Genomic DNA, 15,536 nt, shown 5'->3' with positions numbered 1-15,536 from the left:
CAACATGAATGGCCGGCCGCTAGCGCTCGAGCTGTCCCAGGCGGCGCTCGACGAAGGCCGTCAGTTCGGGCGACAGCGTCCCGCTGCCCAGCGCCTGCCAGAACGCCGCCACCGCTTCCGGATCGCGCTTCTCGGCCTGCAGCGAGATGCCCAGGCCCATCCACCACACGCCATTGCCCGGCGCGGTGCGCAGCGCGGCCTGGTAATGCCCGGCCGCTTCGCGATGACGGCCTTCGCGCTGCAGCACGCCGGCCAGGAAGGCGTGGTACTCGCCATTGCCTGCCGCATGCGGCAGGGTGCGCGTCAAGGTGTCGAGCGCAGGGCCGCCCCGCTCCAGCTGCAGGCGCGCCAGCAACATCGCCAGCGAAGGCTGGCGCGCATCGAGGGCCAGCGCCGCCTGCAGCTGGCGCATCGCCTCGTCCGGCCGCCTGGCCTCGATCAGGAGGCCCACCAGCGTTTGCCGCGACGCCTCATGGCGCGGATCGAGCTTCAGGGCGGCCTGCAGGGTCGCGATCGCCTCGGTGACGCGGCCGTCTTCCAGCGCCAGCAACGCGCGCCGGTAGGTGTTCTCGGTGCGCTGCGCCGCCGTCTCGCTGCGGCCGCCCACGACGGCGGGCGCCGCCGGCTTGCGTGGCGCGGGCGCGGGCGCGGCCCTGGCCGACGCACGCGCGGTGTCCCTGGGCGGTGCTGGCGGAGCCTGCGCCGGTTCCGGCTCGGGCTCCGGCACGGACTGCGGCGCAGGCGGCGGTGGTGGCGGCGCAACGTCCACCACTGGCACCGGCGCCGCCACCGGCAGCGCGAGCGCCGCAGGCTGCGCCGGCGCAGCCGCAGCCACCGGCGCCTGCGGCTCGCCCATGTCCTGCCAGCCGATCACGCCGGCAGCGGCGGCGGCGATCACCGCCCCGCCCGCCAGCGCGCCACGCATCCACCTCGCCCTCGGCTCGGGCGCCGGCGCCAGGCGCACGTCGGCCGGCAGCGGCGCGGCGCCGGGCTGGCCGGCGCGCGCATCGAGGTCTTGCAGCATCTTGTTGATCAGGCTCATAGCGCCAACGCCCAGGCCAAGCCGGCCGCCGCCCCGGCGACGACGGCGCCCGCTAGCAACCAGGTCCAGATCGTGCGCGTCACGCCCACCGTGTCGCGCGCGGCGATCGCCACGTGGCTTTTGATCACCTGCTGCTTGCCCTGGCCGTAGCTGAGCATCAGCGCCTTGTGCGCCATGATGTTGACCAGGCGCGGCACGCCACCGCTGGCTTTATACAAGCCACGGATCGCGGCGCCCGAGAACAGGCGCGCGCCGGTAAAACCGGCCACGCGCAGGCGGTGCGCCACATAGAAATCGAGGTCGTCGCGGCTCAGCGGACCGAGGTGGTAATGAAAGGTGATGCGCTGGGCCAGCTGGCGAATCGACGCGAGTTCGAGCTTGCGGTTCAGTTCCGGCTGGCCGAACAGGACGATCTGCAGGAGCTTTCTCTTCTCGGTCTCGAGATTGGTCAACAGGCGCAGGGCCTCCAGGCTTTCGACCGGAATCGCCTGCGCCTCGTCGAGGCACAGCACCACACGCAAGTCCTGCCCGGCCAGCTCGAGCAGGCGCAGGTTGATCGCCTTGAGCAGCTGGTGCTGGTCGACGTCGCGCTCGAGCGGGATTTCCAGCTCGTCGGCCAGCGCCAGCATCAGGGTGCGCGGCTCCAGGTAGGGATTCGGGATGTAGGCGGTGACGAAGCCCTCGCCCAGCGTGGCCATGAACTTGCGGCACAACAGCGTCTTGCCGGTGCCGACTTCGCCGGTGATCTTGATGAAGCCTTCGCCGCCGCGGGTCGCCACCAGCAGCGTGTTCAGCGCTTCCTGCGAACGCGGGCTGCCGAAGAAGAAGCTGGTGTCGGGCGTGATCCCGAACGGCAGCTCGCGCAGGCCGAAGTGCGCCGCGTACATCAGTCCGCGTCCAAAGTACGGCCGCGGCTGCGCGGATCGAGCTGTTCGATGCGGCGGCCGGCGTCGAGCATGTCCTGGCTCCAGTCGCTCGCCCCTTCGACGATGGTCGGCTTGATCAGCACCACCAGCTCGCGCTTCTGGCTCGTGCGGTTCTTGTTGCGGAACAGATTGCCCAGCAGCGGGATCTTGTCGGCGCCCGGCAGCTGGTCGGTGTCGCCGCTCGAGGCCTGGCGCATCAGGCCGCCGATCGCGACCACCTGGCCGTCGCGGCCGCGCACGATGCTGTCGAGCTCCGAGGTGCTCGACGCCGCCAGCGGCAGGCGCAGGGTGCCGCCAGAACCGAGGTCGACGTCCTTGTTGACGGTCGTGACCTGGCTCACCGACGGGTGCACGTGCAGCAGAATATTCCCTTTATCGTCGATCTGCGGCGTCACGTCCAGCACCACGCCCGAGAAGAACGGCTGCACCGTCACGCTCGGGCTGACGATGGTGCTGCTGTTGGTGGTGTTGATGTTGTTGGTAATGCCGGTGACGAAAAATTCGTCGGTGCCGATCTTGAGCACGGCCTTCTGGTTGTTGATCGCCGCGATGCGGGGGCTGGACAGCACGTGCACGCTGCCCTGCGACTCCAGGAAGGTGATCAGGGCCGCGAAGTTATTGGTCTGGAAGGCGAAGCCGAACAGCGAACCGGCCGCGCTGGCCGCGTTCGACAGCGAGAAGCCGGTGCTGGCCGACAGGCCCGAGCCGTTGTTGATCACGGCCGGCTGGCCGCCGCCGTAGGGCAGCGGCGCCAGGTTCGCGCCGGGCGCGATCATGCCGCCCGAGACGCGGTTGGCGGTGCCGCCGCGGAACGAAGCGAACGAGGCCCAGTTGATGCCGCTCTGGTAGCTGTCGGACAGTTCCACCTCGAGGATCTTCGCTTCCAGGATCACCTGGCGGTCCACCGACAGCTGGGTCGCCTTCAGGTAGGCATCGACGTTGCGCAATTCGTCCGGCATGGCGCGGATCACCAGCACGCCGGACTGCGGGCTGACCACCACGCTGCGTCCGCCTTCGAGCGTGCCGACGATGGCGACGATCGATTCCTTCAGGTCTTTCCAGAAGTCGTTGTCGGAGCGGGTCTGGACGTCGGTGCTGTTGAGCTGGCGCTGGCCGTTCAGGTTGTTGCCGTTCTGGCCGTTCTGGCCGTTCTGGCCGTTCTGCCCGTCCTGGTTGCCGAAGCCCTGCCCCATCCCGCCGCTGTTGTTGCCGCCGTTGTTACTGTTATTGCCGGCGTCCGCCACCGAGGTCGAGGACACGCGCGTGTTCGACATCCCGCGCCGGCTGGCGGTCAGGTAGTTCACCTGGAACATCCGGGTCTGCATGGTCAGCGGACGGATGCTGATGCGCGCGCCATCGATCCTGTAGTCGTAGCCGTACATGTCGCGCACCGCTTCCAGCGTCTCGACCAGGGTCACGTCCTTCAGGTTGGCGCTGATATTGCCGCTCACGTCCGGGTGCACCAGCATGTTGTAGCGGGTGCCGGCCACGATCGAGCGGAAGAACTGCTGCGCCGGCACGTTGTTGAAGGCGACATTGAAGCGCTCCTCGAGCGCCGGCCGCGCTTTCGGCAGCTGGCTGGCCAGGGTCGCGGCCGGCGGCAGCAGCGCATTGGCCACCGCATCGTCGACCGCCGGGCGCGGCGCCGGCTGGCTGTTGGCCTTGGCCATCTCCTGGGCGATGGCGTCGTAGGTGGCGTTCGGCGGCGCGCTCTGGCAAGCGGCCAGCAACAGCGCCGCGGCCAGCGCGCAGGGAGTCGCGAAAAGCTTCGTCATGGTGGAATCCCTTGTCATTTGGCGGCCGGCGTCATGCCCGGCAGCGGCGCGTCCATGCGCAGCACCTGGCGTTCGCTGCCGCGCACCAGCACGACCTCGTTGGCGCTGACGCGCGCCACGCGCGCGCCCTTGAAGGTCTCGCCCAGGCGCACCGTCTCGCCGTCGATCACGGCCACGTGACGGCCGCCCGCATGGCGCGCGATCAGCACCGATTGCAGGCGCGGCGCATCGTCGGCGGCGGTGGCCTGCGGCGCGATCCGGTCCATGCCCGGCGGCGGGCGGGTCGGGTCGAGCAGCGCCTGCGCGCTCGCGGGTTGGGCCAGCGCCAGGCAGGCCAGCACGGTCAGGAACAGGTTCTTCACAGCTTCATCCATTGTCGGTCCAGGCTCAGGGTATGCAGGGTGAGCGTCAGGCGCGCGGCGGGATACTCCTCCACGTCGAGCTGGGCGCGGCCCCAGAACATCCGGGTCGGCATCGCATCGAGTGCGCTCATGTAGTCGACCATGTCGAGATAATTGCCGCGCACCGTGACTTCGATGCCGTGGCGGTACAGCAAGGGGGCGGCGGCCGGCGCGGGCGCCGGCGCCGGCGTTCCCGGTCCCGCCAGCGGCTCGACCGGCAAGGTGCGCATCGACACCAGTTTCAGGCGCCCGTTGGCGCGCAGGATGCCGTCGATCAGCGGCCCCATGCGCTCGGGCGGCACCAGGCCGTGCTCGATGGCCAGCAGCTGGTCGCCAAGCTGGCCCATCTCCTGGCGCAGCGCATTCAGGCGCGTGCGCGCTTGCGCGTCGGGGTCGTGCTGGAAGGCTTGCACGCGGCCGGTGATGGCCTCGTCGATGGCCGCCATCCCGCTGCGCTGCTGGGCGATCTGGGCGCGCAGCGCCTCCTGGGCCGCTTCCATCGGCGCCAGCACCAGCGCGTGGCCGAGGAAGGCCAGCAGCGCGCACGCCGCCAGGCACACCAGGGCGCGTTCGCGCAGCGACAGCGCGTCGATGCGCGCGCGCAGGGTCAGGATCCGCTCCTTCATTTGCCCTGCTCCTCAGGCACCGATTGCAGGCTGAATTCGATGTAGGGCGCCGGGCGCGTGGCGGGCTTGCCGTCCGCATCCGGCACCTGCAGCGGCGCGGCTTCGCCGATCTGCAGGCTGGCGAACGACTTGCCTTGCATCAGCGGCTCATGGGTCAGGCGGTTCAGGTAGCCCGGCACCATGGCCGGATCGACCGTGCGGCCCTTGATCCCGATCTGCGCGCCGCCGGCGCCGACCGTCACGCCGGTCAGCCACAGGCCTTGCGCGCTCTGGCGCGCCAGCGCCCTGAAATAGCCGGCGAAGCCGCCCGTGTCGCCCAGTTCGCCGCGCGACAGCGCACCGGAGATGTGGCGCATCGCGGCCAGTTGCGTGTTGGCCTCGGCGATCTGCGCCTCCAGCGTCGCATCCTTCTGGCGCGGGACGAATTCGCGGTTGGCCGACGCCAGGCGCGCCTGGCGTTTCTCGAGCTGGACGGCGCCGCTGTCGGCCTGGCGCCGCAGTTCGGCCGTTTCCATCTTGCCGATGACGGCGAGGATGGCGACGCCGGCGAGCACGGCGCCGACCGCCAGCGCGATGGTGGCGCTCGACAGTACCTGCTTCTGCGGCTGGAAGGCCGGATTGAACAGGTTGATCTGTTGCTTCATGCGGCCCCGCCTTCGCGCAGCGCGGCGCCGATCGCGAGAAAGAAACGCTGCTGCTGCGCCTGGTCCGCCAGCGCGGGCGTGCGCGACAGGTCGAATAGCGTGGCCAGGTCGAGCGTCTCGACCGGCGTGTACAGATTGCTCGACAGGTATTCGTCCAGGCCGCTCACGGCCGACGGTCCCAGCACCAGCTTGGCAACGCTGATGAAGGAGTACTGGCGCTCGAAATGGTCGAGCGAGCGTTGCAGCTCCAGCGTGATCTTGTCGAAGGCCTGGTGCTTGCGCTCGTGGTCCGGCTCGAGCAGCTGGGCCAGGGTGACGTCGAAGCGGCGCGACAGGTACAGTTCGCCGCGATACGACACGGTCAGCAGGCCGCCGTCGTCGCCGAACGAGAGCATGGCGACGCCGCGCCCTTCCGGCTCCAGCATGGCCGACACGTTACGCTGGGCCATCTCGGGGATGTCGATCGCGTGCAGGTCGACTTTCGCGTCGAGGAACAGCTTCTGGCGCGGCTGGATCACGGTGTTGCGGGCGGCGACCGCGAAGATCGATTGCTGGGCGCGCGCGTTGGCGTCGAGCGGGATGTCGAGCACGTCGATGGTGGCCTCGAGCGCCGGAAAATCGAGGATGTCCTTCAGGCGCCAGCGGATCGCCGTCTTCATTTCCTCGCGCGGCACGTTCGGCGCTTCGACGTTGAGGATCTGGTATTCGCCGCCGGACAGCAAGGCGATGCAGTGGCGCAGATGCGCCTGCACGTCGCGCCCGGCCTTCTCGAGCGCGTCGGCTCCGGTCGATCCCGGAAGGAACTGGGCCAGATGCACCAGCGGCTTGCCATCCGGATGACGCTCGACGCTTGCAAGCGCCATGCCATCGCGATGGAGCGCCACGGTCAGCCAGCCATCCCTTCTTTTCGCTTTCTTAAACAAACGCATGCAAGCTGTGTCGGTGATCGTACATTGTCGGCTTTTGAAGACTTGATTATAGACAAGACGCACGCGCCGGAATCGTAAAAAATCGCTGATCCAGCGCAAGTTGGCCGCCGAGTGTGGTCAGAAAGCACAAGCACGCGGGCTGTCCATAAACAAAAGGCGCTGCAATCGCAGCGCCCGTCGTGCATCAGGCGAAACTTACTCGCACTTCAGGTTGCTGGCGAGGGCGATGACCGGCGCGGCATTGGCGCTGGCGGCTTCCGTATAAGTGACATGGCAGGTCGTCGCGAGCGCGGAAGGCACGCTCTTCGGCGTGATTTTCAGCACCGTGTCTTCGTCGGCGACGGTGTAGTCATCGGTGCTCAATCCGGCGGCGGCAGCGAGCTCGGTCGATGCATTCGCGTAGCCGGTGGTTCCCATCGGAACGTTGATGCCGCCTTCGACCTGGAACACGCCGTTCTGCGGATTCGGGTTGATCAGGGCACGGCCATGCAGCATGGCCGAGGTCGACGCCAGCGAACCCTTCACCGCATTCAGGCTCGCGATGCGCGCATCGCCGTTCAGGCCGGAAAACTTCGGCAGCGCGGTGGCGGCCAGGATGCCCAGGATGACGATCACCACGATCAGTTCGATCAGGGTGAAACCACTCTGCGCCTTTTTGTTGAAACTGGTTTTCATTCTTTTTTCTCCGTTACGGTGGTGGGGACGAGTGGCCGTCCTGCTGAACATGTACTTGCTGCTCAATTCTACCGTGAGAAACTGCAACTTTGATGTCTTGAGAGCAAAAGGATCGCTTAAAGGCAATGTTTCATTGATGGAATTTTAAGTTTGCTCAAGCCGATGCGTTCTTTTTGCAACAGCGCGCACCGCGTGCGCCTATTTCGGATGGATCGCCGCCTGCCCCAGGTCCCACATCGGCATGAAGATCCCCAGCGCCAGGACCAGCACCATCGCCCCCAGGAAGGTGATCAGGATCGGCTCGATCTGGCTCGACAGCGTCTTGAGCTCGTAGTCGACCTCGCGCTCGTACATCTGGCCGATCTCATCCATGAGGTCGTCGATCGACCCGGTCTCTTCCCCCACCGCGATCATCTGCAGCACGATCGGCGTAAACACGTTCGCCGCCGTCGAGGTGCGCAGGATGCTGTCGCCGCGCTCGACGCCGTCGCGCATCTGCTCGATGCGCGAACTCAGATAGGCGTTGTCGGCCGTCTGCGACACCACGGTCAGCGCATGCACGATCGGCACCCCGCTGCGCATCGACAGCGCGAAGCTGCGCGCGAAGCGGGCCATCGTGCCCTTGTGGATGATCTTGCCTGCGATCGGCAGGCGCAGCTTGTAGCGGTCCCACGCCAAGCGCCCCTGCGCGGTGCGGGTCCAGGCCCTGAATCCGAACCAGGCCAGCGCCACGGCGCCGGCGATGGCCGGCCACCACTTGACCGTGAAGCCCGAGGTGGCCAGCAGCACACGCGTCATCAGCGGCAATTCGGACCCGAACGACTTGAACACCGAGGCGAACTGCGGAATGACGAAGATGTTGACCACCACCATGGCGATGACCATCGCGATCACCACGAAGCTCGGATAGCGCAGCGCCGTCTTGACCCGCTCGCGCATGTCGCGGTCGAATTCCAGGTGGTCGAACAGGCGCAGGAAGACTTCTTCCAGGCGTCCCGTCATCTCGCCGACCTTGACCATCGACAGGTAGAACGGCGAGAAGCAGCGCGGATGGCGCATCATGGCGGCGGACAATTCCCTGCCCGCGTCCAGCGACTCGCGCAGGTCCTTGATCACGCGGCCGAACGCCGGACTGATCGCCGACTCCTGCAGCCCGGCCAGGCCGCGCATGATCGGCACGCCGGACTTGAGCAGGGTATGGATCTGGCGGCTGAACAGCTGCACGTCCATCGACGTGACCTTCTTCTCGAACAGGCGCTCGCGCCAGCCCGGGCCACCGGTCGTGGCGCGCTTGCGGGTGACGGTGATCTCGGTCGGCGTCACGCCGCTGCCGAACAGCTGGTCGGCCACGGCCCCGCTGTCGGCGCCTTCGAGCACGCCCGTTACCTGCTCGCCGCGTCCGTTGCGGCCCTTGTAGGCGAAATATGGCATGGGCTTCTAGATCAGTCGTCCATCTGGTTACTGACCCGCATCGCCTCGGCGATGGTCGAACGCCCTTGCACCGCCAGGCTCACCGCGTGGCGGCGCAGGGTCTCGCCGCGCATCTCGGTGTGGGCGACCTTGAGGAAATGCCCCGGATCCGGATGATTGACCGCGTCGGTGACGGCGCGCGTCATCTCCAGCAACTCATAGACGCCGGTGCGGCCGCGATAGCCGGTGCCGTTGCAGTGCGAGCAGCCCTTGCCGTGATAAAAGCGCGTGGTCGCGGCATGCTCGCCCAGTTCGGCGCGCAGCCAGTCGACCTCGTTGGCGGCCGGCTGGTAGTCGACGCTGCAGCTCTCGCAGATCACGCGCACCAGGCGCTGCGCCAGCACCGCCTGCAGCGAACCGCTCACCATATAGCGCGGCACGCCCATGTCCATCAGGCGCAGCGGGGTCGAGGCGGCGTCGTTGGTGTGCAGCGTCGACAGCACCAGGTGGCCCGTCATCGCGGCGCGCAGGCCGATGGCGGCGGTTTCCTGGTCGCGCATCTCGCCAACCAGCACGATGTCCGGGTCTTGCCGCAGCGCCGAGCGCAGCACGCGCGCGAACGACAGCTCGATCTTGTCGTTGACCTGCACCTGGTTGATGCCCGACAGGCGGTATTCCACCGGATCCTCGACCGTGATGAGCTTTTTCTCGACCGAGTTCAGTTCTGACAAGGCGCTGTACAGCGTCGTGGTCTTGCCGCTGCCGGTCGGCCCGGTCACCAGCACCAGGCCGTTGGGCCGGGCGACGATGGCGCGAAAACGCTCGACCAGCCGCGCCGGCATGCCGATCGCGTCGAGCCGCAGGTGGGCGGCGACCTGGTTCAGCAGACGCATGACAACCGATTCGCCGTACTGGGTTGGCATGGTCGAGATACGCACGTCGATGCGCTGGTTGCGCACCTTGACCGCGAAGCGGCCGTCCTGCGGCAGGCGTTTCTCGGAGATGTCGAGATCGGCCATCAGTTTCAGGCGCAGCGCCAGCGGCGTGGCCACCTTGAGGTCGGCCTCGGTCTGCAGGTGCAGCACGCCGTCGATACGGAAGCGGATCTGCAGCCGGCCTTCCTGCGGCTCGATGTGGATGTCGGATGCGCGCACCTGGGCCGCGTCGTCGAACACCGATTGCAGCAGCTTGACGATCGGCGCTTCCTCCAGTCCCGGATTGGCGGCCAGCGCGCCGAAGTCGATCGAGGCGTCGCCCAGGTCGGCCTCGACCTCGCGCGCCAGGCCCGTGATCTCGCCGGTGCGGCGGTAGATGCGGTCGATCGCGCCCAGGACCTCGGTCTCGTTGACCACCGCCAGCTCGACGCCTTTTTTAAGCAGGCGCGCGATCTCGTCGTAGGCGAACAGGTCGGTCGGGTCGGATACGCCGACCAGCATCGTCTCCCTGCGGTCTTCCAGCACCAGCGCGCGGAAGCGCCGCGCCGCGGTCTCGGGCAGCAGGCGCACCAGGTCGGCGTTGATGTTGTAGAACTTCAGGTTCAGGTAAGGGATGTCGAGCTGGCGCGCCAGCGCGCCCGAAATCTGGTCTTCGGTGACGAAGCCGCTTTCGACGAATACCCGGCCGAGCTTGCGGCCGGTGCGCTTCTGGTCGGCGAGCGCCTGCTGCAGTTGCTCTTCGCTCAACAGTTTCTGCTGCATCAGCACTTCGCCGAGGCGGACTTTCTCTGGCCTTGCCATACCATCCCTTGGGTTAATTCTTGCAAGAGGGATTTTAATGCCTGAGGGAACAATAGTGATTATCGGCATCGTGCTGGCGCGCGATACTGTCTCGATTTCGCCTCGTTGCCCACGCCTTACGGTAACAATCCGCCATCGACTGACCGGTTCGCGACATTCATTCAGGACAATATGGCCGATCCGGCATGTTGCAGCGTAAAGACGATGCGTGGCGGCAATCAAAACCGACGCTATGCGGTATGGATGGGGCCAGCTAACATGAGGCCTGCGTCCATTACCGTGTTTAAACCAGGAGTCGTCCTTGCCATTTGTCCGTCTGTCGCTGCCCTCGATCCGCGTCAAGCTCTACATCCTGGTGTTGGCCTGCGCGCTGCCGATCCTGGTCGGTTACATCGCCCTGGCGCGCGATGCCGCGCTGCGCGAACGCGACCACGTTTCACGCGACGCCCAGACCGTGGCCGAGGTGCTGGCGGCGGCGGTCGACCGCGACATCGAAAGCGGCGAGACGGCGGCCCGGGTCCTGGCCAACACGGCGATGATGGCCAGGGGCGACATGGTCGCCATCCACGAGGTGGCCAAAAGCCTGCTGCGGCCCGACTTCCCGGCGCAGGCCTTCGTCCTGAGCCTGCCGAACGGCATGCCACTGATCAATACCCGTTATCCCATCGGCGTGCCGCTGCCGCGCGCCGGCAACGAGGACGACATCCGGCGCGTGGCCGAGACCGGCAACACCGTGGCATCCGGCCTGCACAGGCTGGACGGCGGCGGCCAGCACGCGCTGTCGGTCGAAGTGCCGATCTGGCACGAGGGCGAGGTGCGCTTCGTGCTGTCGGTGCATCTGCGCCCGCGCCGCATGGCCGAGCTGCTCGACAGCCAGCACCTGCCGGAGGGCTGGATCGCCGGCATCTACGACCGCCACCTGTTGACCATCTCGCGCAGCGCCGATGGCGGCCAGCACCTGGGCTTGCCGATGGAACCGGCGCTGGCCACGGCCGTGACGCGCAGCAGCGCCGGCATCGTCGAACTGCCGCGGAGCAGCGACGCGCCGGGCTACGCGGCCTTCGCGCGTGCGCCCGAGCACGGCTGGGTGGTGACGATCCGCTATCCGTACAACGCGGCCGGCGAACTGCTGGGGCAGTCGATGGCCAAGACAGTGGCCGTGATCGCCGTCCTGCTGGCGATCAGCCTGGCCCTGGCCTGGGCCCTGGGCGGCTCGATCGCGCGCGCCGTGCAGGGCCTGGCCGGTCCCGCCGAGCGGCTCGGACGCGGCGAGCCGCTGGTCTTGCCGTCTTCGAGCATCCGCGAGGTGGAGACGGTGGCGCACGCGCTGCGCCGGGTCGACGCCGAGCTGCAGGAACACCGGCGCGGCCTCGAGACGCTGGTGGCCGAGCGCACGCAAGAGCTGGAGCGCTCCAAGGCGCAGCTGGAAACGGTGTATGCCTCGATCCCCGTCGGCCTGTGCTTCATGGACACCGAACTGCGGGTGGTGATGGTCAACGACTACCTGGCCGACATCAACGGCCGCCCGGCGCGCGACCACGCCGGCCACAGCCTGCCGGAGCTGCTGGGACCGATCGGCGAGGAATTCGAAGCGAACTACCGGCGCGTGATCGCCAGCGGCCGGCCGCTGGTCGAGATCGAGGCCACCGGCGACGCCCCATCGGCGCCGGGCAGCACGCGGCACTGGATCTCGAGCTACTTCCCCGTGTATGGGCCCGACCACGAGCTGATGGGCGTGAACGCGGTGGTGCTCGACGTCACCGAGCGCAAGCGCCAGCTGCAGCGCGAGCGCGACCACCAGGAGATGTTCCGCGCCCTGTTCGAGGCCGCCGGCGACGCCCACCTGCTGCTGGCCTACGGCGCCAGCTACGTCAGCGCCAACCAGGCGGCGGCCGACCTGTTCGGCTTCGCCACCCCGGCCGCCCTGCTCGAGGAATCGCCGGCCAGCCTGTCGCCGCTGCTGCAGGCCGACGGCCGCCCGAGCAACGAGGTGGCGCTGGAGCACATGCGGCGCACGCTGGAGGAAGGCCGCGACGCCTTCGAGTGGCTGCACCTGCGCGCCGACGGCAGCGTGTTCCATGCCGACATCCTGCTGACCCGGGTCGACATCGGCGGCGTCGGCATGATGCAGGCCACGATCCGCGACATCAGCACCCGGGTCGCGGCCGAGGCCGCGCTGCGCGCGACCGGCGTCCAGCTCGAGGCGGCGCTGCGCCTGGCCGAACAGGCCAGCCGCGCCAAGAGCGAGTTCCTGGCGAACATGAGCCACGAGCTGCGCACGCCGATGAACGCCATCGTCGGCCTGGCGCGCCTGCTCGAGGAAGGCCAGCTGGGCCAGCGCGAACGCGGCTACGTGGCGCGCATGCGCACCGCCGCCCGCTCGCTGCTGGGCATGCTGAGCGACCTGCTCGACTTCTCGCGCATCGAAGCCGGCCAGCTGACCCTGGAGCGCATCCCGCTGCGCCTGGACGCGATCCTGGCCAGCATCGCGGTGCTGCACGGCCCAGGCGCCTGGGCCAAGGGCGTGGAGCTGGCGTTCGCGGTCGATCCGCGCCTGCCGCCATTGCTGGAAGGCGATCCGGTGCGGCTCGAGCAGGTGCTGCTCAACCTGGTCGGCAATGCGGTCAAGTTCACCGAGCGCGGCGAGATCGTGCTGTCGATCGCGCTGCGCGGCGAGGCCGACGGCCAGGCGCGCCTGGCGTTCGAGGTGCGCGACACCGGCATCGGCATCGCCCCCGAGGTGCAGGCCGGCATCTTCGAAGTGTTCTCGCAAGCCGACAGCTCGACCGTGCGCAAGTATGGCGGGGCCGGCCTGGGCCTGTCGATCGCGCGCCGGCTGGTGGAGCTGGCCGGCGGCGCCCTGCGCCTGGACAGCGTGCCCGGCGCCGGCGCCGCCTTCCGCTTCGCGCTGTCGTTCCCGGTGCTGGAAGCCGCGCCCGAGGCGCCGGCCCCCGAAGACGACGCCCTGCGCGTCCTGGTGGCCGACGACAACGCCAGCGCGCGCGCCGCCCTGGCCGCGGCCTGCGCCGCCTTCGGCTGGCGGGTGGACACAGCGCCGGATGGCGCCGCCGCCCTCGAGGCGCTGCGCGGCGCGCGCTACGACATCGCCTTCGTCGACAGCGCCATGCCGGGCCTGGACGGCCTGCCCCTGATCTCGGCCGTGCGCGCGGCGCAAGTGCCCGCGCCGCGCTTTTGCCTGCTGGCGCCCGACCCCGACACCGAGCGCTATGCCGAGCTGGCCGACGACCCGGCCAATGGGCTGGGCGTGACGGCGGTGCTGGGCAAACCCTTCACACGCGCCAGCCTGGGCGCGGCCGTGGAGCGGCTGCTGGGCGGCGCCGGAGCGGCGCATCCGATCACCGCCAGCACGCCGCTGGCCGGCGCCCTGCGCGGCCTGCGCGTGCTGCTGGTCGAGGACAACCAGATCAACCAGGAAGTGGCGGGCTTCATCCTGGCCCACGCCGGCGCCACGCTCGAGATCGCCGCCAATGGCCGCGCCGCGCTGAGCATGCTGCAGGAAGACGCCGCCTTCGACGTGGTGCTGATGGACTTGCAGATGCCGGTGATGAACGGCTTCGAGGCGACCGCCGCGATCCGCGCCGCCGGCCTGGACCTGCCGATCGTCGCCATGACCGCGAATGCGATGGACGAAGACCGCCAGCGCTCCCTTGACGCGGGCATGCAGGCCCACCTGGCCAAGCCGATCGACGTCGATGCGCTGGTGGCGACCTTGTCGCGGGTAACGCAACGCGGACAGCACACGCCCGCGACGGCAAACGCCGAGCCGGCGCCGCCTGCGTCGCTGCCGCATCTGCCCGGCATCGACCTGAAATCGACCCTGCCGCGTTTCGCCGGCAGCGTCGAGCGCTTCTGCGAGCTGTTCATCCGCTTCGCCGACGGCCAGGCGCAGACCTTCGGCGAACTGCGCGCGCACGTCGAGGCCGGCGAACGCGGCGCCGCCGGCCAGCTGGCGCACCGGCTGCGCGGCGTGAGCGCCAATCTCGGCGCCACCGAAGCGGCCGAGGCGGCCCATGCGCTCGAGCACGCGCTGCGCGACGCCGACGACGGCACGGTGCGCCTGCGCCTGGCCGACCTGGCGCGCGCGCTCGATGCCGTGGCCGCGACCGCGCGCGAGCTGGCGCCGCCTGCCGCCCACGACCTGACCCGGGAGGCGGCCCACGACCTACCCGACATGGATGACGGCGCCACGCTGCACGCTCCGCTGGCGCGCCTGCTCCACTTACTGGAGAATAACAATATGAGGGCGATCGCCGCCGAAGGCGCCTTGCGGCCGGCGTTGGCGCTTGCCGCCGGGCAGCCGGCCGCGGCCGCGCTGGCCGATGCCGTCGCCACCCTGCGCTTCGACGAGGCGGCGCGCCAGGTGGCAGACCTCATGAAGCGAAAGGGAAATCCGTGAGCTGGACCGAGATGGCACTCAATGGCCGCATCCTGGTGGTCGACGATGCGATGGAAAACATCCAGATCCTGCATGCGGCGCTGCAGGAAGAGCAGGAAGTGCTGTTCGCGCTGGATGGCGAGCGCGCGCTCGAGCTGGCGCGCACCCAGCACCCCGACCTGATCCTGGTCGACGCCATGATGCCCGACATGGACGGCTACGCCGTGTGCGCGGCCCTGCGCGCAGCCCCCGAGACGCGCGACATCCCGGTCATCTTCGTCACCGCGCTCAAGACGCCGGAGGACGAGACCCGCGCATTGGAGGCCGGCGCTGCCGACTTCATCACCAAGCCGGTCAATGCGGCGGTGGTGCGCGCCCGCGTGCGCACCCAGCTGACCGTCAAGCGCCAGGCCGACGCCCTGCGCGCGCTGACCCTGACCGATCCGCTGACGGGCGTGGCCAACCGCCGCGCTTTCGATGAGCGCCTGGAAGCCGAATGGCGCCGCTGCGCGCGCGCCGGGCTGCCGGTGGCGCTGATCCTGGCCGACGTCGATCATTTCAAGGCCTATAACGACCACTACGGCCACCAGGCCGGCGACGCCTGCCTGGTGCAGGTGGCGGCGGCGCTGCGGCGCGGCGCCGGCCGCACCCACGACCTGGTCACCCGCTATGGCGGCGAGGAATTCGCCATCCTGCTGCCCCAGCTCGATGCGCTCGGCGCCGAAGGCGTGGCGCATCGCCTGCAGGCCGAACTGGCCCAGCTCGGCCTGCCGCATGCGGCGTCGCCCACGGCCCCGCACCTGACGATGAGCCTGGGGCTGGCGAGCCTGGTGCCGGGCGATGCGCAAGGCGCCGACGTGCTGGTGGCCAGCGCCGACGCCCTGCTCTACCAGGCCAAGGCGGGCGGGCGCAATCAGTACCGGATGGGCGGCGTGGGCGCGCTCGGCAATGCCGGCGGCCACGTTGCATGATGATG

The 15,536-nt window shown here is 68.9% G+C and carries 12 protein-coding genes; 2 read left to right on the top strand and 10 right to left on the bottom strand.

Features of this window, described 5'->3' with window-relative positions; all coding sequences use genetic code 11:
* Positions 1 to 19: 19 nt before the first annotated feature.
* The 10 genes from KY496_RS03140 to KY496_RS03095 form a co-directional block, all read right to left on the bottom strand.
* Positions 20 to 1,042 carry a tetratricopeptide repeat protein gene (locus KY496_RS03140; RefSeq protein ID WP_219863841.1) on the bottom strand — a complete coding sequence of 341 codons (1,023 nt, stop codon included), beginning with the start codon at positions 1,040 to 1,042 and terminating at the stop codon, positions 20 to 22.
* The gene (locus KY496_RS03135) at positions 1,039 to 1,929 is read right to left on the bottom strand and encodes an ExeA family protein (RefSeq protein WP_005670148.1); all 891 of its coding nucleotides are present in this window, start codon (positions 1,927 to 1,929) and stop codon (positions 1,039 to 1,041) included. The genes KY496_RS03140 and KY496_RS03135 overlap by 4 nt, the downstream gene beginning before the upstream one ends.
* Complete coding sequence (mshL, locus tag KY496_RS03130; RefSeq protein ID WP_005670146.1) at positions 1,929 to 3,743, bottom strand: pilus (MSHA type) biogenesis protein MshL; 1,815 nt, start codon at positions 3,741 to 3,743, stop codon at positions 1,929 to 1,931. Before mshL ends, KY496_RS03135 begins: the two co-directional genes overlap by 1 nt.
* Positions 3,744 to 3,757: 14 nt before the next feature.
* Positions 3,758 to 4,117, bottom strand: coding sequence for a hypothetical protein (locus KY496_RS03125; protein ID WP_071363103.1), 360 nt, complete (start codon positions 4,115 to 4,117; stop codon positions 3,758 to 3,760).
* Positions 4,102 to 4,770: a type II secretion system protein GspM gene (gene gspM / locus KY496_RS03120; RefSeq protein WP_184237597.1), complete on the bottom strand. Its 669-nt coding sequence runs from the start codon at positions 4,768 to 4,770 to the stop codon at positions 4,102 to 4,104. Before gspM ends, KY496_RS03125 begins: the two co-directional genes overlap by 16 nt.
* Positions 4,767 to 5,414: a hypothetical protein gene (locus KY496_RS03115; protein ID WP_184237599.1), complete on the bottom strand. Its 648-nt coding sequence runs from the start codon at positions 5,412 to 5,414 to the stop codon at positions 4,767 to 4,769. Before KY496_RS03115 ends, gspM begins: the two co-directional genes overlap by 4 nt.
* Positions 5,411 to 6,343 (bottom strand): agglutinin biogenesis protein MshI, encoded by a 933-nt coding sequence (locus KY496_RS03110; protein ID WP_071363106.1) that lies wholly within the window; start codon positions 6,341 to 6,343, stop codon positions 5,411 to 5,413. Before KY496_RS03110 ends, KY496_RS03115 begins: the two co-directional genes overlap by 4 nt.
* Before the next feature lie 195 nt (positions 6,344 to 6,538).
* A complete protein-coding gene (locus KY496_RS27345) occupies positions 6,539 to 7,018 on the bottom strand; it encodes a type II secretion system protein (RefSeq protein ID WP_219863839.1) in 480 nt (159 codons plus the stop codon).
* A gap of 198 nt (positions 7,019 to 7,216) precedes the next feature.
* Positions 7,217 to 8,449 (bottom strand): type II secretion system F family protein, encoded by a 1,233-nt coding sequence (locus tag KY496_RS03100; RefSeq protein ID WP_071363108.1) that lies wholly within the window; start codon positions 8,447 to 8,449, stop codon positions 7,217 to 7,219.
* An 11-nt stretch (positions 8,450 to 8,460) separates the two neighbouring features.
* Positions 8,461 to 10,164 carry a GspE/PulE family protein gene (locus KY496_RS03095; protein WP_071363109.1) on the bottom strand — a complete coding sequence of 568 codons (1,704 nt, stop codon included), beginning with the start codon at positions 10,162 to 10,164 and terminating at the stop codon, positions 8,461 to 8,463.
* 301 nt (positions 10,165 to 10,465) lie between these two features.
* On the opposite strand from KY496_RS03095, the gene KY496_RS03090 reads away from it, so the two are divergent.
* Positions 10,466 to 14,581 (top strand): response regulator, encoded by a 4,116-nt coding sequence (locus tag KY496_RS03090; RefSeq protein ID WP_219863837.1) that lies wholly within the window; start codon positions 10,466 to 10,468, stop codon positions 14,579 to 14,581.
* On the top strand, positions 14,578 to 15,531 hold the full coding sequence (locus KY496_RS03085; protein WP_219863835.1) for a diguanylate cyclase domain-containing protein: 954 nt from the start codon (positions 14,578 to 14,580) through the stop codon (positions 15,529 to 15,531). The genes KY496_RS03090 and KY496_RS03085 overlap by 4 nt, the downstream gene beginning before the upstream one ends.
* Positions 15,532 to 15,536: the final 5 nt, after the last annotated feature.

The organism is Massilia sp. NP310 (assembly GCF_019443485.1).
In the GTDB taxonomy this organism is placed as follows: domain Bacteria; phylum Pseudomonadota; class Gammaproteobacteria; order Burkholderiales; family Burkholderiaceae_D; genus Telluria; species Telluria timonae.
The sequence above is the reverse complement of the archived record's forward strand: the minus strand, read 5'-3'. Positions and strand labels throughout refer to the sequence as shown.